We start from the raw sequence: 22,245 nt of genomic DNA, 5'->3' as shown, positions 1-22,245 counted from the left end.
ACCGCTAGAGTCACTCCGTGAGGTAATCGCCGCGAGGGGGTTACGCGGAGCCTGTAGTGCCAACAGAGAGAAGAGGAGAAAGACATGAGCGGTCAACTCGGAATGATTCCCGAAGAGGTCGACGAGCTGGCGACACAGCTTGACACCAAGGCGGGAGACCTTGACACCGTGCTCACCACGCTGACCACGAAGCTTCAGGGCACGACCTGGACGGGAACGGACTACAACCGTTTTGAGGAGCAGTGGACGGGCACTATCGCGCAGAACCTGCGCAACGCTGCAGAGCAGATGCGTACGGCGGCAACCGCTGCTCGCGAGGACGCTGAGAACCAGCGGATCGCCTCCTCCTAGTCGGTATCGGTGGTCGGCGCACTGCGCGTCGACCACTGAGCCGGTTCACTCATTCTCGAGAGGGTCCGTATGTTGATGTCATCGTGGGAAATGTCGGGTGCCGCAGCGCAAGTGCGCGGGATCGACACGAATCTCGAACGCCTGCTCGGAGAGATCGTCGGCCCGGGCATCTGGAGCGGGCCAGACGCCGACCGTTTCGCACAGGACTGGCACGACCAGGTGCACACGCTGCTCATCGCCGCCGCCGGTCACATGGACAGTGTGTCCTTCGAGACGGTCGAGTAGGAGCACGCATGAATGACGTATGGGGCATGGACCCCGAGGTTGTTGCCGACAAGCGGTCATCCATGCAGGCCCAGGTGGATGCTCTCTCCGTGATCGCCAGCGACCTTTTCGCGACCACCGCAGCCGCCCACGCCCCTCATGCGTACGGCATCGACTCGGGCGAACGCACCGTTGCGCCATGGTCATTGCACCATGTCTCTACTGCCCGCTCGTCCATCATCTCGGCGCAGAGTGCGGCAACGGCGCTCCTTCAACGGCTTGGTGCAGAGGCGGCGGCTCAGCACGAAGCGTCAGGCAACGGATTCCTTGACGTTGCCGCAGGGACCTACGGAGTCCTGGGAGACATCTCGTGGTGGCGTCGCTGGATTTCATGGCCGCGCACCATCCTGGAGCTTCCCGCTGCGGTTCGAATGCTTGCCATGCAGGGATCTCCGGCATGGGCCACGGGCATGAACGTCAGGAATTGGTGGCTGAGAGGGACTTCGGCGGGCAGCCAGGCGCTACGCCAGTTCACCCTCGGTTCGAGCGCGGCGCCGTGGTGGTTGCGCTCGATGTATGTCTCAGGCAACAAGTTGAAGCCGTGGAACCTCATCAACCCGAGCGGTATCCATTCGGTTGGCCGACATGCCAAGCCGCCCGCATGGATCTCTCGACTTCATGTACCCAACGCCGGTGTCGTCTCAGCGGCAAGCAGGGTTGCCACGGTCGCCGGCAAGGGTTTCGGTGTTCTGGGGGCCGTCGGAGGCGTCGCAAACATCGCCACGGGCGTGAGCGGCATGATGGATGGCGAGGTCAGCTCCGATGACGCCTGGGCTGTCGCTGACGGCCTTGTGGGAACGGTAACCAGCATCGGATCTCTCGCTCCCCCTCCCGTCGGCCTCGTCTTCGCTGGAGCAGGGCTCGCCTACACCGCCGGTCGCTGGCTCTTCGGCGAAGATGAGAATGGCAACACCGGCCTTGACCACATCGGCAACGCCGCGAGCGCTACGGTTGATTTCGTGAGCGACGCCGCATCCAGCGTCGGGGATTTCGTCGATGACGTCTGGCCCTGGTAGCACCGCGAGACTGTGCTGACTCGAAGCGATTGAGAGATCTACGATGATTGAGACCAACGCGGCTGCTGCCCCGGGAACAGCGCAGCAGGAGCAGGTTCCGGATATCGGCTACTCCGTTGCCGAACTCGAGTACCTCCTCAGCGTCGCGCCGGGGCCGAAGGCTGACAGGAGCGCCGAAGTGCTCAATGTGGCGCCCGTCCCGAGTGTTGACGAGACCATCTTGACGGGAGGGGCGGCGCTTCTCGCGCGTGGCCAGCTCAAGTTCGCGGAGGGAGGAGAGTTCACCCTGCTCGATTCAGCGCTGGTCGTGGCGTACATTCTGACGAACGCCGTGCGCTGGACGTCGATCTCCGGCGCCGCCGATGACGCTGCCGACCTTGGACTGTTCATCGAGTCCCCGCACGGTGGTCTGCTCGCGCAACCGAGAATTCTCGGTACCTGGTGGTTCATCATCCTTGACCCCGAGTCCGTGCCGTCGGATGTCGTCGCTCGGAGCGCTTTCGGTCTGGCAGAGCAGGCGGAGAAGTCCGGGGTGATCGTGCAGATGGCAACGCTCGAAGAGAGCCGCGCCTTCAGTTTCCGCCGCGATCACGATGTTTACGGATACGCGTTCGGGGAAACAGGCAGCAGCGAGCCCGAGAAGCTCGTGGAGAACGTGGGGGCAGCAGAGACGCTCAGCGATCTGGTGAGTTTCGTCACCGACTTCGTCAAGGCCTGATTCAGATGGAGACTTCCGGTTCCGGAACGGCATACACAGCGACGACGCCGCTGCTATGTGAAGACGTGCAACTCGTCCTCGACATCGGCGATGGACAACTGCACGTGGGCGGCATGGAGGTTGCTGCGGCGGCTCTCGCCGAGTTGGTGCTGTTGGGGCGGGTAGGGTCTGTGCCCGAAACCGGCTTCATGTCGCGCAAGGGCAAGCACAAGCTCGTTGTGTTGTCAGCCGATCCGGTGGGCGCTCCTGCCCTCGATGGCGCCCTTGTCGCGATGATGTCGATGGGCACGAAACCTCGAGACGCCTTCGGAATACTGCCAAAGGTATGGAAGCCTGTGGCCTCTGCAGTTCAGGAGGCGCTCATCGAACGAGGGGTGATTCGGCGAGAAGGGCGGTTCGGCGGCCTCAGGTCCTCTCTTTGGATTGTCGATGGCGCCCAGCAGCGGGATGCGATCTTTCGGCTGAACGCAGCATGGCTCACTCCGGAAGCGGTTTCAGACATCCGCGACGCCGTGTTCGTCGACCTGATGCGCAACGCGGATGACCGCTTCAATCGTGGTGCTCAACGGCCGCACGGTGTCGAGAATGCCCCTGTAATCGAGCGCGATTGGTATCCGCCAGAGATTTGTGATGCTCTCATCGAGATCTTCGCGGCGGAGAGGGCGACGGCAGGCCCCGGAGCCGGATACGAGAGCTAGCTCGGGGTCCGTGTTGCCCGAAGCGGCTGTACTAGCATGCCCGTGTGCGGCCGGTGGTCGGGCCGATGTCGTCGGCAAGGTCGGCTCGCTCACGGACCCACGGCGCGATTGAGGCGGCTCCATCGTCGCGCCGGTGATGTCAGTGGAGCGGGCTTTCACGGGGACCGGCCTCTGCGCCGGCTAGGAAGGCCGGAGCAGGGTCGGCTGTACTAGCATTGCCCGCGACAGGAGGGGGTAGCGGTGACCGGTGATGATGCGAACTTCGTCGTTCCGCCAGCGCCCGTGACTCCGCCTCCTACGGCGCGGGATGCTGCGGCTCCCGCTCCGCCTGACGAGTCCGAGTTCATCAGCCTGCCGCCCGGCATGGCCAACTTCGATTCGGCGACCTACCGGGTCGAGACGCCCCGTCGCAGCGAACCTGTCGTCGCTAAGGAAGCCCCGGTCTTTGTGCCGACCGTCGCTCCCGGCCTTCCGCCGCAGCTGCCGACCGCCGAGGTCGATGACGCCACGCGGGTCGCCCCCAGCCGCCAGCCAAGCTGGACGATCGATATCGCGGGGTCTGGTCAGCGTCGTCTGACGCACGGTTCGCTCCTGCTCGGACGCGATCCGGCGGCTCTTCCCGAGTGGCCCTCCGCCGAGCTGCTCGCGGTCGACGACCCGCAGCGCTCGGTCTCGAAGACCCACGCCGCACTCGTGGCCGAGGCATCCGGCGCTCTCCTCATTCACGACCTCAACTCGACCAACGGGGTCTGGTTGAGCTACCCGAACGGCGATGAGGTCGATGTCGTTCCGGGAACACCTCATCCGGTCGAGAATGGCGCGACCATTCATCTGGGCGAATTCGAGATCCGCGCCCAGCGCGGCTGACGCAGCACGCTTCGAGATTCGGCACCGTAGAATGTCGAGATTGAGCGCGTGCATTCCGGCGCGCTCGGATCCAAGAGAGAGGCACCACTGTGGGCAGGACGCTGGCAGAGAAAGTCTGGGACGACCACGTCGTCGTCAGGGGCGAAGACGGCAACCCGGATCTTCTCTACATCGACCTCCACCTCGTCCACGAGGTCACGAGCCCTCAAGCGTTCGACGGTCTGCGCATGGCGGGGCGCCCCGTGCGCCGCCCCGATCTGACGATCGCGACGGAGGATCACAACACGCCTACGCTCAACATCGACAAGCAGATCGCGGATGTCACGAGCCGCACGCAGATCGAAACGCTCCGCCGCAACTGCGAGGAGTTCGGCGTGCGCCTGCACCCGCTGGGGGATGTCGAGCAGGGCATCGTGCACGTGGTCGGACCGCAGCTGGGGCTGACGATGCCTGGCATCACGGTCGTCTGCGGCGACAGTCACACCTCGACGCACGGCGCCTTCGGCGCGATGGCGTTCGGCATTGGCACGAGCGAGGTCGAGCACGTGCTCGCGACCCAGACCCTGCCGCTCAAGCCCTTCAAGACCATGGCGATCACGGTCGAGGGCGAGCTGCGTCCCGGCGTGACGGCAAAGGACATCATCCTTGCGGTCATCGCGAAGATCGGCACGGGTGGCGGCCAGGGCTACGTGCTCGAATACCGCGGCAGCGCCATCCGTTCGCTCTCGATGGAGGGCCGCATGACGATCTGCAACATGTCGATCGAGGCGGGCGCGCGCGCCGGCATGGTCGCGCCCGACCAGACCACCTACGACTACCTCAAGGGCCGCCCGCACGCGCCCGAGGGTGAGGACTGGGATGCCGCGGTCGAGTACTGGAACACGCTCGCGACCGACGACGACGCGGTCTTCGACGCCGAGGTCTTCCTCGACGCGAACGAGCTCGAGCCCTTCGTGACGTGGGGCACCAACCCCGGCCAGGGCGTCTCCCTGAGTGACACGGTGCCCGACCCGTCGACCATGATCGACCCCAATGAGCGCGCCGCGGCCGAGCGCGCCCTCGAGTACATGGAGCTCGAGGCGGGCACGCCTATGAAGGAGATCCCGGTCGACGCCGTCTTCATGGGTTCCTGCACTAACAGCCGCATCGAGGACCTCCGGGCCTTCGCCTCGATCGTCAAGGGGCGCAAGAAGGCGGAGGGCGTTCGCGTCATGGTCGTGCCGGGGTCGGCGCGAGTGCGGCTTGAGGCAGAGGCCGAGGGCCTCGACAAGGTGTTCACCGAGTTCGGTGCCGAGTGGCGCTTCGCCGGCTGCTCCATGTGCCTCGGCATGAATCCCGACCAGCTTGCCCCCGGTGAGCGCTGCGCATCGACCTCCAACCGCAACTTCGAGGGCCGCCAGGGCAAGGGCGGTCGCACCCACCTCGTGTCGCCGCTTGTCGCGGCGGCCACCGCCGTGCGCGGCACCCTGTCGAGCCCGTGGGACCTGGAGGAGACGGATGCCGCGGCATCCGCTTCGGGCCCCGCGGAGGTCAGCGACACCCCCATCTATGACGCCGTCGCGCGTCAGTTCCCCACGGCAGTGAGCGAGGTAGGCGCCTGATGGAGAAAGTCACGACGATCACGGGGGTCGCGGCGCCGCTGCGACGCTCCAACGTCGACACCGATCAGATCATCCCGGCGGTCTTCCTCAAGCGGGTGACGAAGACGGGCTTCGAAGACGCCCTCTTCCACGGCTGGCGTCAGGATGAGGACTTCGTGCTCAACCGCCCCGAATATCAGGGGGCACGCGTGCTTGTCGCCGGGCCCGACTTCGGCACGGGTTCGAGCCGTGAGCACGCCGTGTGGGCGCTGCGCGACTTCGGCTTCGCTGCCGTGCTGAGCCCGCGTTTCGGCGACATCTTCCGCGGCAACTCGGGCAAGCAGGGTCTGCTCGCGGGGCAGATCTCGGAGGAAGACACGGAGGCGCTCTGGGAGCGCATCGAGGCGGAGCCCGGCGTCGAGATCACGGTCGATCTTGAGACCCGCACGGTGACGCTGGGCGACCTCGAGATCCCGTTCCAGATCGACGACTACACGCGGTGGCGCCTCCTGGAAGGCCTTGACGACATCGCCCTGACCCTCCGCGAGGAGGAGTCGATCACCGACTTCGAGTCCCGTCGTGCGGCGTGGCGTCCCACGACGCTTCCCGCCCGAGCGGCAGCGGTCGCCGAGTGAACCCGCTCACGAAGGACTCCCGGATGGCAGCCGAGCGAGTCGGTCTCTCCTCCGACGAGATCGTGGTCAACGGCGGCAAGCCGCTCCAGGGTCGCATCCAGGTGCGTGGCGCCAAGAACCTCGTGACGAAGGCGATGGTCGCGGCGCTCCTGGGGGAGACGCCGAGCGTGCTGCGCGGGGTGCCCGACATCAGCGACGTCCAGGTCGTTCGGGGCCTGCTGGAGGTCTACGGTGTCGGCGTGACGAGCCCGACGGCGGGGGAGCTGCACTTCGACACCGCCAACGTCGAGAAGGCGCACTTCGCCGAGATCGACGCGCATGCCGGGGCAAGCCGCATCCCCATACTGTTCTGCGGGCCGCTGCTGCACCGGCTGGGCGAGGCGCGCATCCCCGACCTCGGCGGATGCCGCATCGGTGACCGTCCCATCGACTACCACCTCGACGCCCTGCGTGCCTTCGGCGCTGTCGTAGACAAGAGTTTCGAGGGCATCGAGCTGACGGCCCCCAACGGGCTGCACGGCGCCAACATCGAGCTGCCCTACCCGAGTGTGGGGGCGACCGAGCAGGTGCTCCTCACTGCCGTGCGCGCGAAGGGCGTCACGGAGCTCAAGAATGCCGCGATCGAGCCCGAGATCATGGATCTCATCGCGATCCTGCAGAAGATGGGCGCCATCATCTCGGTCGAGCCCAACCGCGTCATCCTGATCGAGGGCGTTGACCGCCTCGATGGCTACCGTCACAGCGCCCTCTTCGACCGCAATGAGGTCGCGAGCTGGGCCTGCGCGGCGCTCGTCACGAGGGGCGACATCTTCGTCGAGGGCGCCAAGCAGTCCGAGATGATGACCTTCCTCAACGTCTTTCGCAAGGTGGGCGGGGCGTTCGACGTGCAGGACGACGGCATCCGCTTCTGGCACCCTGGCGGCACGCTCAAGGCGGTCACGATCGAGACGGATGTCCACCCCGGCTTCATGACGGACTGGCAGCAGCCGCTCATCGTCGCGCTGACCCAGGCTGAGGGCACCTCGATCGTGCACGAGACCGTCTACGAGAACCGCTTCGGGTTCACGGAGGCGCTCGGAAAGATGGGCGCCAGCATCGTCGTGCACGAGAAGGGTCTGCCCGACCACCCGCGCCGCGTGGCGCGCCGCGACTTCGAGCAGGCGGCGACGATCGTGGGCCCGACCCCGCTGCACGGGGCGCCGCTGCACGTGCCCGACCTGCGCGGTGGTTTCAGTCACCTCATCGCGGCGTTGAGCGCCGAGGGCCAGTCGACCATCAGCAACATCGGCATCATCAGTCGCGGCTACGAGCACATCATCGAGAAGCTGCACGCGCTGGGTGCCGACGTCGTCTACGGAGAGTGATTCCGCCCCTGTGAGTGAGACCACGAGCTCGACGCCGTCGTCGAAGCCCAAATCGGAGAAGACGCCGACTTTCCGCTTCCTCGCGGCGGTCATCCTGCCGATCATGTATGCGCTCGCGCGCTTCCGCATCATCGACGGACACAAGATGCCCAGGGAGGGCGCATTCGTCTTCTCGCCCAACCACTACAGCGAGATCGACCCCGTCGTCATGGGCGTCGTCATGTGGAAGCTCAATCGCATGCCCCGCTTCCTGGCGAAGGCATCCGTCTTCAAGAACCCGATCGTGGGTGGCATCCTGCGCGCCTCGGGGCAGATCCCGGTCGAGCGGGCGGGGAGCGCGCGCGGCTCGGAGCCTCTCAAGGCGGCGGCGACGCTCGTCGAGAAGGGGCTCGCGGTCGTCATCTACCCCGAGGGTTCCCTTACGCGCGACCCTGACCTGTGGCCCATGCGGGGCAAGACGGGGGCCGTGCGGATGGCGCTCGAGGCGGGGGTGCCACTCGTCCCCGCGGCCCACTGGGGCACGCAGCTGGTGATGCCGCGTTACGGGCGCAAGATCAGCCTGTTCCCGCGCAAGACGATCACGGTGAAGATCGGCGATCCGGTCGACCTCTCGGAGTTCCGCGGTCGGCCGATCTCCTCGGCCGTGCTCACGGAGGCGACCGAGCGGGTCATGGACGCGATCACCGCGCTCCTTGCCGACATTCGGCAGGAGGAGGCGCCCGCCGAGCGTTGGGACCCCGCCCGCAACAATCAGAGTGAGACGGGGCGCTTCTGATGAGCACGAGGCCCATTCGCATCCCTGTTCCCGGGGCGACGCGCGTCGCCGTGCTCGGCGCCGGCAGCTGGGGCACGACGTTCGCCAAGATCCTCGCCGATGGGGGAGCGGATGTCGCGCTGTGGGCGCGCCGCGCCGAGCTCGCCCGCGAGATCGCGGAGAGCAGGCGCAACAGCGACTACCTGCCGGGCATCAACCTGCCGCGCACCCTCTGGTCGAGCCACGTGATCGAGGAGACGCTCGACGGGGCCGAGGTCGTGTTCCTCTCCGTGCCGAGCCAGACGCTGCGCAGCAACCTGCGCGAGTTCGGCACGATGATTCCCCGTGACGCCCTCGTCGTGAGCCTGATGAAGGGCGTCGAGAAGGGCACGAGGGCCCGCATGAGCGAGGTCATCACTGAGGAGCTCGGGCTCGACGCGAATCGCATCGCTGTGGCATCCGGACCCAACCTCGCGCTCGAGATCGCGAAGGAGCAGCCGACCGCGGCCGTTGTCGCCTCCGCCAGTCTCGACACGGCGACGCGCGTCGCGATGCTCGCGACAAACCCCTACTTCAGGACCTTTGTCAACACGGATGTCACGGGCACCGAGTTCGGCGGCGTGCTCAAGAACCTCATCGCGGTCGCGATCGGCATCGTCGACGGTGTCGGCTACGGCGAGAACACGAAGGCGTCGATCATCACGCGCGGCCTTGTCGAGATGACCGACTTCGCGGTCGCCTACGGCGCCAAAGCCTCGACCCTGTCCGGCCTCGCGGGCCTCGGTGACCTCATCGCGACCTGCGAGTCGTCGCTCTCCCGCAATAACACGGCGGGCCGCCTGCTCGGGCAGGGGCTCTCCTTCGCCGACGTCGTCAAGCAGATGAACCAGACGGCGGAGGGCCTCGCCTCGGTCGCCCCGATCCTGGAGCTCGCGCAGGCGAAGGGTGTCGTCATGCCGATCGTCTCGCAGGTCGCCGAGGTGCTCGCCGGCACCATGAGCCCCCGCGACCTCGCGCCGCACCTCACCACCGACTCGGAGCTGCCCCAGGGGGAGTGAGGGCACGGTGGCATCGGCGCTAATAACCGTAGCCTGGTTTTGAGGGAGAACTCAAGACTGAACTTTGAGGGTTCGTCGTCGTAGCGTCGGGGGAGTAGTCGCTTCACCCCTCGTTTCCCCGACATTGAGGTTGGTCTTTCGGTATGCGTTCTGCTCGAAATCTTGGTCTGCTCGCGATTATTTCCATTAGCGCTGTGCTTGTCACCTCGACGGGGGTGTCGGCGATGCCGTCGAAGGATCCTGACGATCAGTCTCTGATTGAGGTGCCGGATACGCCCTATAGCGAGGGGTGGGTGCCGGAGGCTGCTGCTGGTGATGCGGTGATTCCGGAGCCTGCGGCTCCGGAGGAGGCGTGGGAGGCGCCTGCGGAGGATCGGGTTTTGGGTGAGAGGTCGCAGCTGCGTCGGGCTCCGGTGGGCACCGTGGTGGGCGCTCCCGGGTTGGGGGCGCTGCCGTATTTCGCATTCGATGAGACTGAGATCTCGGTGAGCACGATTGCTCGGGTGAATCTGGCGAACGGCAACCTGTTGTTGACGGCGAATGAGGGGATGCTGCACGGTCCGGGTTTGTCGGTGCGCAATGACCGTTTCTACAACGGGTTGTCCTCCTCGGTCGGGTCCTTCGGCGCGGGGTGGTCGTCGCCGTTGTCGGCGAAGGATGTGGGGCTTGCGGTCACCTCGACGACGGCGACCTTCACCGGCCCTAACGGGTTCACGGCGCAGTTCACTAGGAGTGGGTCGGCGTGGGTGACGCCGGCAGGGTTCAACGCGACCTTGACGGATGAGCCGTACTCGAAGGTGCTGACCTACAACCAGACCGGGGAGCGGGTCGAGTTCAACAGTTCCGGGTGGATCATCAAGAATGAGAACCGCAACGGGGTCGGGGCAACCTATTCGTATACGAGCGGGGCGAAGGTGGCGTCGGTGACGGAGGCTTCCGGTCGTAGCTACACGATTACCTGGGGCACCGCGGGTGGGGCGGATGTGATCTCCTCGATCACTGACTCTGCCGGTCGCACCGTCACCTACTCCCACAATTCTTCCGGTCAGTTGACCCGGGTGGATTCGCCTGGTGGGTTGTGGGAGGAGTATTCGTATGATGCGGCGGGTCGGCTGACGGAGATCCGCACTCGGGGCACGTCGGCGGCCGCGGATACGAAGGCGGAGTTTGTGTATGACGCCCAGCACCGGGTGGTGGCGGTGGAGCGGATGGCGGCGTCGTCCTCGACGTCGCTGAGCACCACCAGTTACGCCTACGCGTCCGGGCAGACGGCGCTGACGGATCCGCGGGGGAAGGTGTCGACCTTCGCGATCGACAGCTCCGGCCGGGTGACGTCCGTCACTGATCCGCTGAACCGGACCCGGTCACAGACGTGGACGCCGAACAGTGATGTGGCGACCACAACGGATGCGCTCGCCTCCGGCAGCACGCCGGGTAACACGACCACCTACTCCTACGATGCGTTGAACAATGCGGTCGGGGTGTCGCTGCCGACAGGGGCGGCGGCCAGCGCCGCGTATGCCACCGGGGTGGGGTGCGCCGGAACCGGCGGGACCGCGTTCCAGCCGAAGTGCACGACGGATGCGGCCGGCAACGGGAAGGCGTTCGAGTACGACGCGGCGGGGAATCTGACGAAGGTCACCGACACCACCGCCGGGGGCACCGGGGCGGTGCCCGAGCAGTACACCTACGAAACCAACGGTGCAGTCTGTGGCGGTTTCGCCGGGCAGGTGTGCACCTCGACCAACGGCAACGGGCACACCACCAGCTACGCCTACGATGCGGACGGCAACCTCGCCACGGTCACCCCACCGGCCCCGCAAGGGCCCACCACCTACACCCATGACTCCCTCGGCCGGGTGCTGACGGTCACCGACGGCAACGGGGACACCACCACCTACGGGTATAACGTGCGCGACGAGATCGTTTCCACCACCTTCGACGGCGGGCAGACGTTGACGACCTCGTACTACTTCAACGGGTTGAAGTCGAAGGACACCGACAGCACGGGCCCGTTCCAGCAGTACGCCTACGACGTCCTGGGACGCATGACGGTGCAGCAGATCATCCGTTCCTCCACGGTCAACATGTTCTACGACTATGACGCGGCCGGGAACATGACCGGCTACTACGACGCCATCTACGGGCAGGTCACCTACGCCTACGACGACGCCAACCAACTCGTGCGGGTGATCGAACCCGGCGGTGCCTGCACCTCGGCGGCGGGGTCCCCGGCGAACTCGGGATGTATCAAGTTCGGCTACGACGCCAACGGCAACGAGACCCGCCGCACCTTCCCCGGCAACGCCGGCATCGACACCAGCTACGACGCCGCCGGACGCATCCTCCGCATCCGGGCCAAGGACACCACCGGCGCAGTGAAAGTCGACATCGGCTACTCCTACACCGCCCCCGGCGGTTCCGGCCCCGCCGCTGACCGCACCGCCATCCAAACCCGCACCAGCCATGCCGAGGAGGGCATCACCGCCGGGGCGATCACCACCTACGGGTATGACTCCCTGAACCGACTCGCCACCGCAACCGAGAAAGTCGGGGCCACCACCAGCGCGTGGTGGGCTTACGCCTATGACAACGCCGGCAACCGCACCCAGCAGGTGAGGACCGGCGCCACCGGTGCCGCAGCCGGCACGATCGACTACACGTACGATGCGGCTGGCAGGCTCACCGCCGCCACCGCCGATACGACCAGTTGGGCGTATGACGCGGCAGGGAATCAGACGGTCAACGGCATCACCGGGCAGACCGCGACCTACAACAGTCGCGGTGCGGTCACCGGCATCGGCTCGGGAACCTATGACAGCTTCGGGAAGGGCAACACGACCCAGCTGGGGAGGGTCGCCTCCTCCACCACGACCAGCTACCTCACTAGCGGTCTGGGGTTGATGGGGGAGGAACTCTCCGGCGCGGTCGGCTCCCAGCGCGGCTTCACCCGCACCCCCGAAGGCGACGCCGTCGGCGCCAGGCTCGGCGGTGGGTCCCGCTACTACTACGTCACCGACCACCAGGGCTCGGTGGTGGGGATGTTCAGCAAGACCGGCACCTACTACGGCGGCTACTCCTACAGCCCCTATGGTGAACAACGCGCCATCAGCAGCAACGTCGACATCGGCAAGAACAACCTGCGCTACATCAGCGGATACTTCGATGAAGCATCCGGCCTCTACAAGCTGGGAGCCCGGTACTACGACGCCAGCACAGGACGGTTCACCCAGTTCGACCCGTCCGGGCAGGAAGCCAACCCGTATGCGTATGCCGGGTGCAACCCGGTGGTAGCTGCGGACCCGACTGGCCTGGCCACCTGGCAGAGTTCTGCCAACACGCTCCTGGGTCATGCCATCGGGGGTCTAATCGGTGGTGCGATAACGGCAACCTGCGCCGTCTTGGTCATGGGGCTCACGGGAGGCATCGGTGCCCTCGGCGTGTGGGGATGCGGGGTGTTCGGCACGACAAGCGCGGCGCTCCTCATGCAGGACTACCAAGGACCCTTCTGATGCTCATAGCAGCTTGGATAGTCTCTGGCGTACTGTATATCTTCATTCTCGCGGCGAGCGCAAGATGGTTCTTGGTCCACCCACGGGAGATGCACACGCCCATCGAAAGAAAGCGGGCTGTCCGCTTCTTGCTACTAATCGCAACTACTGTCGTATTCGTCGGCTTTTCCCTAACGGTTATGAGAACGCTGTGAATAGGGCCAGCAATCAGAATCGCCGGATGTGGATTGCGGCTACTGCGGTTGCGGCCGTCTTTCTTGGCGTGCTGGTTTGGTCGTTAGCGATACCAGAACCGCATCTGCTCCTGAGGGGAGTAGTTGTAGGCACAGGATTGCTTGTCATCGCGACCGTGGGCCGAGCGATTGCACGCCAGAGAGAACGTCGCGGCGAGTGAGTTTCAGCGCGGATCCTGCGGAAACGGAACGGCTGTCCAGTGGCTCGCCTCCTCCACCACGACCAGCTACCTCACTAGCGGTCTGGGGTTGATGGGGGAGGAACTCTCCGGCGCGGTCGGCTCCCAGCGCGGCTTCACCCGCACCCCCGACGGGGACGCGGTCGGCGCCAGGCTCGGTGGTGGGTCCCGGTACTACTACGTCACCGACCACCTCAACTCGGTGGTGGGGATGTTTAGCAAGACCGGCACCTACTACGGCGGCTACTCCTATAGCCCCTACGGAGAACAACGTGCCATCAGCAGCAACCTCGACATCGGCAAGAACAGCCTGCGCTACATCAGCGGCTACTGGGACGAAGCCTCCGGGCTCTACAAACTCGGAGCCCGCTACTACGACGCCAGCACGGGACGGTTCACCCAGTTCGATCCGTCGGGGCAGGAAGCCAACCCGTACTCCTATGCGGCGTGTAACCCAGTCAACTCAATTGACCCGACCGGAACTGCCTCGCTCGAATGCTGGCAGGCCATCACCAGAACGTCGGTGGCGGTGCTCAGTTTGGGATACTCCACCGTTGCCCTCGTGGCAGGCGCCCCGACACTAGTGCTCGGTGCTCCCGGTGCCGTTCGATTCGCCTATTCGGCGGCAAGTCTCGTGTATAACGTCGGAACACTCATAAACAGGTCCTGAAGTCGCGGGGCGGGTTCAACTAACACGGGCGGGCAAGAATGGATGAGAACCAATCAAGCAACGACGGTCGGCTCGTAATCGAGTGGCTGTGCACGATTGCATTCGCAGTTGGAGCAATCCTATCTGTCTGGCAGATAGCGACGACTGATTCCTCTGAGGGTGCATGGTTCGGATTGAGCGCCTGCGTGGTTGGCTTCTTATGCAGTCTGGCGTTCGTCATCTATTACCACCGACATCGTGAAGACGACTGAGTGCCCGACTGCGAGCCGAGCACGAGTGCCGGGAGAAAAGTCGCGCCAAATCCAGGCTGACAGCAATGCACTACAGAAGCTGCATTCTGGTAAATGCATCGGATCCTAAGGGTACTAGCAGGAGACCAACCCGTACTCGTATACCGCGTGCAACCCAGATCAGATGTCACCTACTTGTGCAGCAGTCCCCAGCGGCATCCATCCCACTAGCGGGGCGACGATCGTGGATTCTGACCGAGCGCTACCGTTACTAACCGAACTGTTGATCATGGAACTCGATCGTGGTTGTTTCCTCCTAATCGGCGTCGCGGCGACCCTGGTTCTGTTTGCGCTCTTGGCTGGTACCTACGCGTTCAAGGGGCGACGAGCGCAGCTGCGCCCACTCTGGATCGGCGTCGCCGGCGCCCTGGTGGCACTCACAGTCATCACAGCAGTCGTCCTTCTGGGGTCGCTTAGTTGACGGGATACGCCTCTCGATCTGGTCAGGCCGAATAGCGCTGCCGTCCTTCGAATGAGCGACTCCTCGAGGTGATTCTCGACGAGCTGGGTTGCCGTGGAACGACCGATCGCAGCCCGCACGAGAGGCACAACCAGATCAGTGGCCCGCTGGATCGCATACTCGCGTCCCCAACGATCTGAGGGCGAGTTCTCCGTGCCCGCGGGTCGGCTCGTCAGCCCACCGCCCAGGGAGGCCTCGGTGTACTGTGGCTGGGTGATTACGGCGTTGGCAGACGGGCGGCTGCTTGCCGAGAAGACGGGGGCAAGCCCCGCACGGGTGATCGCACTTCACGGTTGGGCGCGCACGGGTGCCGACTTCGGCAGGGTGGTCGAGGGCCTCGACGCCCTCGCGATCCACTTGCCCGGCTTCGGCATCACGCCAGAACCCGCGGATGCCTGGGGCAGCGAAGACTACGCCGCCAACCTCGTCGACGTGCTGCGCGAGAACGGCCCCGCCGTCATCGTGGGGCACTCCTTCGGCGGGCGCGTCGCCGTGCGGCTTGCGGCGCGGCATCCGGAGCTCGTCACGGGCCTTGTGCTGACGGGGGTCCCGCTCCTGCGTCTGCAGGCGGCACCCAAGGCCGCCGCCTCCTACCGGCTCGTCCGCTGGCTCGCGAAGCGCGGACTCGTCTCGCAGAAGGCGCTCGAGGCGCAGCGGCAGAAGCACGGCTCGGCCGACTACCGCGCCGCACAGGGCGTCATGCGCGACGTCATGGTGAGGGTCGTGGGGGAGGACTACCGCGACGACCTCGCAAAGATCAGCGCTCCCGTGCGGACGGTGTGGGGCGAGCACGACACCGCCGCCCCCGCCGACGCCGGTCGTGCTGCGAGCGAGCTGATCGCGGGAGCGCGCTTCCGCATCGTCCCCGGTACCGGCCACCTGCTGGAGGGCGAGCTTGTCACCGCCGTCCGCGAAGAACTACTCGACCTGCTGGAGGAGCTGCCTTGATGACGCCCCTGCTGATCGTGACCCTCGTGCTCGGCCTCGGCGCCGCAGCGCTTGCCGTGCTGCGCTGGCTGCGCGTCGCCCAGCGCGAGCACTACATCGCCGGCTGGGTCGGCCGCATCGCCGCACTCTGGGTGGCGCGCCGGATCGAGAACGCGATCACGACAGCGCTCGCCCTGCTCCTCGTGGCGGCCGCCGTGCTCCTCGGCGTCGCGGGGGCTGAGCTGGCCTCCGCCATTACCGCGCTCCTCGCCCTCCTCGCCGCCGCGCTCCTCCCGTTCGGGCTCGGTGTGCGCGGCACGAGCGCGCCCCTCAACTGGACACCCCGGGCCCGGCGCCTTGCCCTCGCGTTCTCGGTCGCGCTGCTGGCGATCGGGGCGCTCTTCTGGTGGATCCTCGGCGCTGCGGGAGCCGCGCTCACGATCCTCCTCGCGCCCGTGCTCATGGATGCCGTGCTCGTGCCCATGAACGCCGTCGAGAAGCGCCTCTCGCACAAATACCTCGTGAGCGCACGCAAACGCCTCGGCCAGGTGCGCCCCACCGTCGTGGCCATCACGGGCTCCTACGGCAAGACTTCGACCAAGGGCTATGTCGCCCACGTGCTCGCGGGAGCGTTCTCGGTTGTCGCAAGCCCGGCATCCTTCAACAACCTCATGGGCCTCTCCCGTGCCGTCAACGACCGGGTCGTGCCCGGCACCGAGGTCTTCGTGGCCGAGATGGGTGTCTACGGCCCCGGCGAGATCCGCGAGCTCAGCGAAAGCTTCCCCCCGGATGTCGCGGCCATCACGACCATCGGCGAGGCCCACCTCGCCCGCATGAAGACCAAGGAGACCATCGCCCGCGCCAAGGGCGAGATCACCGAGCGCGCCAAGACGGTCGTGCTGCCCGTCGATGAGCCGGAGCTGCGGGCCCTCATCGAACGCTGCCGCGCCGAGGGCAAACGCGTCATCACGGTCTCCACAGTGCCTGGCACTGAGGCCGACGTGGTGGTGGATGCCGCAACCGGCGTCGTCACGATGGCGACGCCCGCCGGCACCTCGACGGCACCCCTCGAGCTCTCGGGCACGGGGCACGCGGTCAACGTCGCCGTCACGGTCGGCATCGCGCTCGCCCTTGGGATGGAGCCGGCGGCGATCGGCCCGCGGCTCACGGCCCTGCCCGGTTCGCAGCACCGCGCCGAGGTGCAGGAGGCACCGAACGGCACCGTCATCATCGACGACACCTACAACTCCAACCCCGTGGGGTCCGAGCGTGCCCTCGAGGGGGCGGCAGCCCTCGCGGAGGAGCGCGGGGGAACCCTCGTCGTGGTCACCCCGGGCATGGTCGAGCTGGGCAGCGTGCAGTTCGAGCGCAACCGGGCATTCGCAGCATCCGTCACCGCACGCGGCGGAACCCTGCTCGTCGTCGGCCGCACCAACCGCGCGGCGCTGCTCGCGGGTGCGGAGGGCGCAGCGCATCCCGCGCTGGTCTTCGATCGCAGGCCAGACGCGGTGCAGGCGGCTCTCGATCAGGCGGGGGACCGAGGCGTTATCCTCTATGAGAACGACCTGCCAGACCACTACCCCTGATCGGCGAAGCGCCTGAGGGGACGCATCGGGGCTGGCCGGTGATCAGGCCGGATGCGGGCCGCACGTTAGCGCGTCGCGCGCCGGAGGAACATGAGCAACATCTGGGCGGTCGTCTTCGGAGGTCCCTCTCCCGAGCACGAGATCTCGATCCTCACGGGCCTCCAGTCGGAGCGCGTACTTCTCGACGCGGGCGACACCGTGTTGCCCCTCTATTGGGCACCCGCCGGCGGATTCTTCCTCGTGCCGAACAAGACCGAGGCGAAGGACTACCTCGAGGGCGTGCCGAAGGGTTCCAAGGCCATCGATGTGCGGCTCGGTGAGAACGCGGGCCTCTTCATCAAGAAGCGCTTCGGGGAGGACGAGCTCAGCCCTGAAGCGGCGCTGCTGTGCCTCCACGGCGGTGTCGGCGAGGGCGGCGGGGCCGCGGCGCTCTTCAGTCTGCTGGGCATCCCCGCAACCGGGTCGAGCCTCTTCGCCGGGGCGGTCGGCATGGACAAGCTCGCCTTCGGCGGGCTCATGGCGACCGCGGGCATCCCCTCGCTCCCGCGCGAACCGCTCTCGCAGCTGAGCGAGCCGAGCTTCGGGGGGCCGTACATCGTCAAGCCTCGCTTCGGCGGCTCCTCGATCGGCATCGAGATCGTCGACGACATCGCCGCGGCGCGGGCGATCGGCAAGGCGAGCACGCACCTGCGGGCCGGCGCCGTGCTTGAGCCCTATCGTCCGGAACTCGTCGACCTGAACATCAGCTTCCGCACGGCTCCCACGCTTGAGGTCACGCAGTTGGAGAAGCCGCTGCGCGGCAACAGCGAGTCGGGGCTCTACTCCTACGCCGAGAAGTACCTCGCGGGCGAGGCGGGAGCGGATGCCGGGCTCACGAGCGCCCCGCGCGAATTCCCGGCCGACGTCCCCGAGACGGTCGCCGACCGTGCCGCCGAGCTTGCGCGCCGTGTCGCCGACGCGACCGGCCTGACCGGCATCGTGCGCGTCGACCTGCTGCTTGATGAGGCCAGCGGCGAGCTCTATGTCAACGAGGTCAACTCGATCCCCGGGGCCATGTCGCTCTACCTCTGGGCGCCGCAGCGGCCCGCCGCGGAGGTGCTGCGCGATGCCCTCGTCGAGGCCCGCGACAAGCCCTTCACGCTCCCCGCAGGAGGCTTCGGCTCGGGCGCCGCACTGCGCGCCGCCGGCGGCATCGCGGGCAAGCTCGTGGGCCTCGACGGCCCACGCGGGTAGGGGAGAGGCCTACTCTGCGCCGTCGCCGCTGACCTCGGGCACGCCGAGCACGTCCTCCGCGGCGGTGCATTCGCGCTCGGCGGGCACCGTACCGACCGCGTTGGCCATGGCGACGAGAGCCGAGGTGCCCGACGAGACGGTGCTGTCGACCACGACACGCACGGCAGGGTCGCGCCCGTAGGTCGTGAAGACGAAGGTGGGGGCATCCGCGTCGTCGCGCAGCCAGTCGATGCCGCGCACCGAGAAGCACGGAAGGGCGGACGGGCCGGGGACCTCGACGCCGCAGTGGAAGAATACGGCGGCGGGTGAGCCCCACGCCGCTGTCGACTGTGCGTCGGTCTCCCTGCGCTCGAGTTCGTCGATGGCGTCGGGCAGTCGCACCGTCACGTCGGCGCACTCGACTGACGTTGCATCCGGGGCGGCTGTCATGGGAACGACGGGGGAGCACCCGCTCAGGGCGGCGATCGTGCCGGCGGCGGCGAGAACGCGGGCCGTTCGGGTCTTCGAGAACATCGCTGTCAGGCTACCGTGTGAATCATGTGCGACGCCGAGACCCTCTCGTCCGCCGGGGAGGCCGGCGCCCTCCGCCGCATCTTTCCGCGCCTGCCGGAGTCGCGGGCGACCCTGCTGGGGCCGGGCGATGACGCCGCCGTGCTCGCAGCGTCGGACGGCCGTTTCGTCGTCACGACGGACATGATGATCCACGGCCCCGACTTCAGGCTCGCCTGGTCGAGCCCGTACGACCTCGGCTGGAAGGCGGCGGCGACAAACCTGTCGGATGTCGCGGCGATGGGTGCCACGCCGACCGCCCTCGTCGTGGCGCTCGCCCTCCCATCTGACACGCCGGTGACCGCCCTCGAGGAGATCGCCGATGGTCTCCGCGACGCCTGCGAGGCGCTCGCGCCCGGCTGCGGCGTTGTGGGCGGCGATCTCTCCGTGTCGCCGACCATGACCTTCGCCGTGACGGCGTTCGGCGACCTGGAGGGACGGCCGCTTGTCACCCGCTCCGGGGCGCGGCCGGGCGATGTCGTGGCCGTGTCGGGGGCGCTCGGTGCGGCGGCGGCAGGGCTGCGCTTGCTCTTCAGCGAGGGCGTGGACGAGGCTGGCGAGCCGGATGCGGCACGGGCATCCGCTGTCGCTGACCGCACGCTCGCCCAGCGCCGGCCGTCCCCGCCAATTGCGGATGGCGCACTCGCGGCTGCCGCGGGGGCTACGGCGATGCTCGACCTGAGCGACGGTCTCGCCCGGGATGCGGCGCGTGTTGCGCAGGCGAGCGGGGTGAGCATCGACTTCGATTCGGCGACGCTCGGGGAGGACGTCGCTCTTGCTCTCGCGGGTGGGGAGGATCATTCGCTCTTCGCAACCTTCCCTCCGGGGGCACCGCTCCCCGGCGGCTTTCGCCGGGTGGGAACCGTGGTCGAGCCTGCCGGCTCCGAGGTGCTGCTGGATGGCGCGCCGCACGATGTTGAGGGTTGGGACCCTTACGAGGGCTGGGCGGGCGGTCTCGGCTGAGTCCTCATCGAGTCGCGTGCTCCTGAATCGCATCTGCGATGTTCCGGATCATGAGGACTGGCGCCCCGGAGTCTGCGGAGCGCGACACGAGTAGGTCGTCCCCGACGGCGTCGATCCGCGTGACGCCGAACGGGCGGGGCGCCGGGATCGCGACCGGGGTCCATTCCGTGCCGTCCGCGGAGAGCCACACCGCACCGACCTCGTGCGCGCCATCTCGCCATATGCCGGCCGACGCGTAGCCCCCGTCGACGGCGATGGGGTCAGCGAACACCATCCAGGGCTCCGCGTCGAACACGGCGGCCCAATTCGTGCCGTCGACACTGTGCATGAGTGTTCGGTGACCCTGCGTGGCGAGGGAGAGGACGATGCCGTCGTCTCGAGAGGCGCAGCTCGTGGCGTAGCCCTCGCGCGCCGCCGCATCGCCCAGATCGACCTCCAGCCATTCGTCGTCGAATCTCCAGGCAGTGGGGAAGTAGCGGTCCGCCGCATCACGTTTATGCCCGACGAGCAGGAGCGAACCGTCAGGGAGCACGCATGATGCCGAGTAGCCCGTGCTGGTTCCGTCGGTGTTCGCGCCGTCACCCGCGGCATCCGTCTTCTTGCTCCACGTGATGCCGTCGGTCGACGACCACACTTCTGTGTAGGTCGGCGTACCGACCGCCGCCGATGCTCGCCTCTCCATAACGGCGATCCACTCGCCGTCAAAATAGTGGAGAGCGTCGGGAGAGAGTACCCCGGCGGTGGGGAAGCCCGTGACGGCCTGGTGCTTTTCGCTCTCCGTCGCGCGGAAGTAACCGTGTACGAGCACCTCGCCGGTCGCCGTGAATTCGGTCCCCAGCACGAGTTCGCCCTCGGGCACTCGGAGGTGCTCGGTGGAGGTGAGAGATTCGAGTCGGCTTGGCACGAGACGGGCCTCCACGATCTCTCCGCCACGGAGCATCCCGCCACTGATCTCCGAGAAGGAGCGCCACCATCCGAGCGGTGAGTAGGTGAAGGCGGGGCGCGAAAGCGTGAGACCGGCTCCCTCCTTCGTGGTGTGAACATCTGTGATCCGAAGGATGTCCTCGCGCTTCGATAGCGTCATCGTCCGATGCCACGACCCGTCGACAACCCGACCGAGGCGGATCTCTCCGCTTCCACTGGTGAGGCCGACAATCTGCTCACCCGACATGGCGGCATAGCCGCCGACACCGTTCCCGGGGGTGGCCGCGGTGAGTGTCACGTTCTGCCACGCGCCCTCCGCATCGCGATGCAGGATCGCGGCCTTCAGCGCGTTATCGGCCGCAAGCATGACGACAAGTCCCCCGTCCGACGTGCTGGGAACGCCGAGCCATGTTCCTGCCGCCGTCGGCTGCCAGCCCTCGTAGTTGCCGAAGGGAAGGGCCTCCTCGCGCCAGGATTCGCCATCGTGGGAGAACCATGCCCTGGCCTGAGCGGTGCCCGCTGCGTCGGCGACGGATCCCGTTGCGACGAAGCCGTCGCGCACAGGGGCTACCGCGGCAACCCAACTTGCCTCGTCGCCGATCTCTCCGCCGCGCTTCCACGTCGCACCGCCGTCGTCCGACAGGTAGGTGACCGTCGCGGCGCTCACGCCGCGAGGAGAGGGTGCGGTCGTGAGCAGTAGAGTGCCCTCGCCGTTGCCAGCGAGTCCGCCGACGTTGAGGAGGTCCTCTCCCTCAACCGCGGGAAGGCTCAGCTCACGGGGCTCCCCATCGGCGATCGTGACTCCCGTCGCCGCCCCCTCGTTGTCGGTCGAGATCAGATGTACCTCTGAGCCGACCACGGTGACGAGATCGATCTGGCCCGACGCGGCGAAGCTTCCCGGCACGGCGACCGGCGTCCAGGTCATCCGGTCGTGCGAAGTCCAGAGAGCAGGGGTGTAGCGGCCGTCCTTCCACACCTCGCCCGCGAGCGCCGTGATCTCTGCGCTACCGGCGAGCGTTCCCGAGAAGGAGCCGTCGACGTCGTCGACCACGGCATCGGTCCACGTGCGCCCGTCGGAACTCGTCCACACGGTCGGTTCGGCCGTACCGCCGACGGGAGCGCGAGCTCCGCCGAAGGCCCAGGGCGCCCCGTCGGTGGCGGGAAGGATCGCGCCCACCGAGATCGAGTCTTCGCTCGGAAGCATTGACTCGGGAACATCGATCCGTTCCGTCCCGACTTCGACGAGGGGGCGCTCGGCGAATGCGGGGAAGGAGCATCCCCCGAGCACGAGTGCAAGCAGTGCCGCGCTGGCGGCGGTGGTCATGCGGCGTGGCATCATCAGTGGTTCCTTTCG

Annotated in this window: 19 protein-coding genes; 17 read left to right on the top strand and 2 right to left on the bottom strand. The window is 66.9% G+C overall.

Features of this window, described 5'->3' with window-relative positions; genetic code table 11:
- Positions 1-84 precede the first annotated feature (84 nt).
- The 16 genes from OH146_RS03910 to OH146_RS03835 all read left to right on the top strand — a co-directional run bounded on the left by OH146_RS03910 (position 85) and on the right by OH146_RS03835 (position 18,455).
- A complete protein-coding gene (locus OH146_RS03910) occupies positions 85-351 on the top strand; it encodes a hypothetical protein (RefSeq protein WP_265157564.1) in 267 nt (88 codons plus the stop codon).
- A 75-nt stretch (positions 352-426) separates the two neighbouring features.
- Positions 427-636, top strand: a complete 210-nt coding sequence (locus OH146_RS03905; protein ID WP_265157563.1) for a hypothetical protein — start codon at positions 427-429, stop codon at positions 634-636.
- Positions 637-644: 8 nt separating this feature from the next.
- Positions 645-1,691: a hypothetical protein gene (locus OH146_RS03900; RefSeq protein WP_265157562.1), complete on the top strand. Its 1,047-nt coding sequence runs from the start codon at positions 645-647 to the stop codon at positions 1,689-1,691.
- 43 nt (positions 1,692-1,734) lie between these two features.
- Positions 1,735-2,409 carry a hypothetical protein gene (locus tag OH146_RS03895; protein WP_265157561.1) on the top strand — a complete coding sequence of 225 codons (675 nt, stop codon included), beginning with the start codon at positions 1,735-1,737 and terminating at the stop codon, positions 2,407-2,409.
- Between the two features lie 65 nt (positions 2,410-2,474).
- Entirely contained in the window at positions 2,475-3,107 is a 633-nt protein-coding gene (locus tag OH146_RS03890; protein ID WP_265157560.1) for a GPP34 family phosphoprotein, read from the top strand.
- 240 nt (positions 3,108-3,347) lie between these two features.
- Positions 3,348-3,974: an FHA domain-containing protein gene (locus OH146_RS03885; protein WP_265157559.1), complete on the top strand. Its 627-nt coding sequence runs from the start codon at positions 3,348-3,350 to the stop codon at positions 3,972-3,974.
- Between the two features lie 89 nt (positions 3,975-4,063).
- Positions 4,064-5,575 carry a 3-isopropylmalate dehydratase large subunit gene (leuC, locus tag OH146_RS03880; protein ID WP_265157558.1) on the top strand — a complete coding sequence of 504 codons (1,512 nt, stop codon included), beginning with the start codon at positions 4,064-4,066 and terminating at the stop codon, positions 5,573-5,575.
- A complete protein-coding gene (gene leuD / locus OH146_RS03875) occupies positions 5,575-6,189 on the top strand; it encodes a 3-isopropylmalate dehydratase small subunit (RefSeq protein ID WP_265157557.1) in 615 nt (204 codons plus the stop codon). The genes leuC and leuD overlap by 1 nt, the downstream gene beginning before the upstream one ends.
- Before the next feature lie 23 nt (positions 6,190-6,212).
- Positions 6,213-7,553, top strand: coding sequence for a UDP-N-acetylglucosamine 1-carboxyvinyltransferase (murA, locus tag OH146_RS03870; protein WP_265157556.1), 1,341 nt, complete (start codon positions 6,213-6,215; stop codon positions 7,551-7,553).
- 10 nt (positions 7,554-7,563) lie between these two features.
- On the top strand, positions 7,564-8,328 hold the full coding sequence (locus tag OH146_RS03865; RefSeq protein ID WP_372508454.1) for a lysophospholipid acyltransferase family protein: 765 nt from the start codon (positions 7,564-7,566) through the stop codon (positions 8,326-8,328).
- Entirely contained in the window at positions 8,328-9,365 is a 1,038-nt protein-coding gene (locus OH146_RS03860) for an NAD(P)H-dependent glycerol-3-phosphate dehydrogenase (RefSeq protein WP_265157555.1), read from the top strand. The genes OH146_RS03865 and OH146_RS03860 overlap by 1 nt, the downstream gene beginning before the upstream one ends.
- A 143-nt stretch (positions 9,366-9,508) precedes the next feature.
- Positions 9,509-12,877 (top strand): RHS repeat-associated core domain-containing protein, encoded by a 3,369-nt coding sequence (locus tag OH146_RS03855; protein WP_265157554.1) that lies wholly within the window; start codon positions 9,509-9,511, stop codon positions 12,875-12,877.
- A gap of 485 nt (positions 12,878-13,362) precedes the next feature.
- Complete coding sequence (locus OH146_RS03850; RefSeq protein ID WP_265157553.1) at positions 13,363-13,959, top strand: RHS repeat-associated core domain-containing protein; 597 nt, start codon at positions 13,363-13,365, stop codon at positions 13,957-13,959.
- Between the two features lie 963 nt (positions 13,960-14,922).
- Positions 14,923-15,657 (top strand): alpha/beta fold hydrolase, encoded by a 735-nt coding sequence (locus tag OH146_RS03845; protein WP_265157551.1) that lies wholly within the window; start codon positions 14,923-14,925, stop codon positions 15,655-15,657.
- Complete coding sequence (locus OH146_RS03840) at positions 15,657-17,222, top strand: Mur ligase family protein (RefSeq protein WP_265157549.1); 1,566 nt, start codon at positions 15,657-15,659, stop codon at positions 17,220-17,222. Before OH146_RS03845 ends, OH146_RS03840 begins: the two co-directional genes overlap by 1 nt.
- Before the next feature lie 90 nt (positions 17,223-17,312).
- Positions 17,313-18,455, top strand: a complete 1,143-nt coding sequence (locus tag OH146_RS03835; protein ID WP_265157547.1) for a D-alanine--D-alanine ligase family protein — start codon at positions 17,313-17,315, stop codon at positions 18,453-18,455.
- 9 nt (positions 18,456-18,464) lie between these two features.
- Here OH146_RS03835 and OH146_RS03830 read toward each other — a convergent pair whose 3' ends face one another.
- A complete protein-coding gene (locus OH146_RS03830; protein ID WP_265157545.1) occupies positions 18,465-18,968 on the bottom strand; it encodes a DUF3515 domain-containing protein in 504 nt (167 codons plus the stop codon).
- Positions 18,969-18,992: 24 nt separating this feature from the next.
- On the opposite strand from OH146_RS03830, the gene thiL reads away from it, so the two are divergent.
- Positions 18,993-19,967 (top strand): thiamine-phosphate kinase, encoded by a 975-nt coding sequence (thiL, locus tag OH146_RS03825; protein ID WP_265157543.1) that lies wholly within the window; start codon positions 18,993-18,995, stop codon positions 19,965-19,967.
- Between the two features lie 4 nt (positions 19,968-19,971).
- On the opposite strand, the gene OH146_RS03820 is transcribed toward thiL, so the two are convergent.
- Positions 19,972-22,230 carry a sialidase family protein gene (locus OH146_RS03820; RefSeq protein ID WP_265157541.1) on the bottom strand — a complete coding sequence of 753 codons (2,259 nt, stop codon included), beginning with the start codon at positions 22,228-22,230 and terminating at the stop codon, positions 19,972-19,974.
- Positions 22,231-22,245: the final 15 nt, after the last annotated feature.

Source organism: Homoserinimonas sedimenticola (genome assembly GCF_026094475.1).
GTDB classification, from domain to species: domain Bacteria; phylum Actinomycetota; class Actinomycetes; order Actinomycetales; family Microbacteriaceae; genus Homoserinimonas; species Homoserinimonas sedimenticola.
The sequence above is the reverse complement of the archived record's forward strand: the minus strand, read 5'-3'. Positions and strand labels throughout refer to the sequence as shown.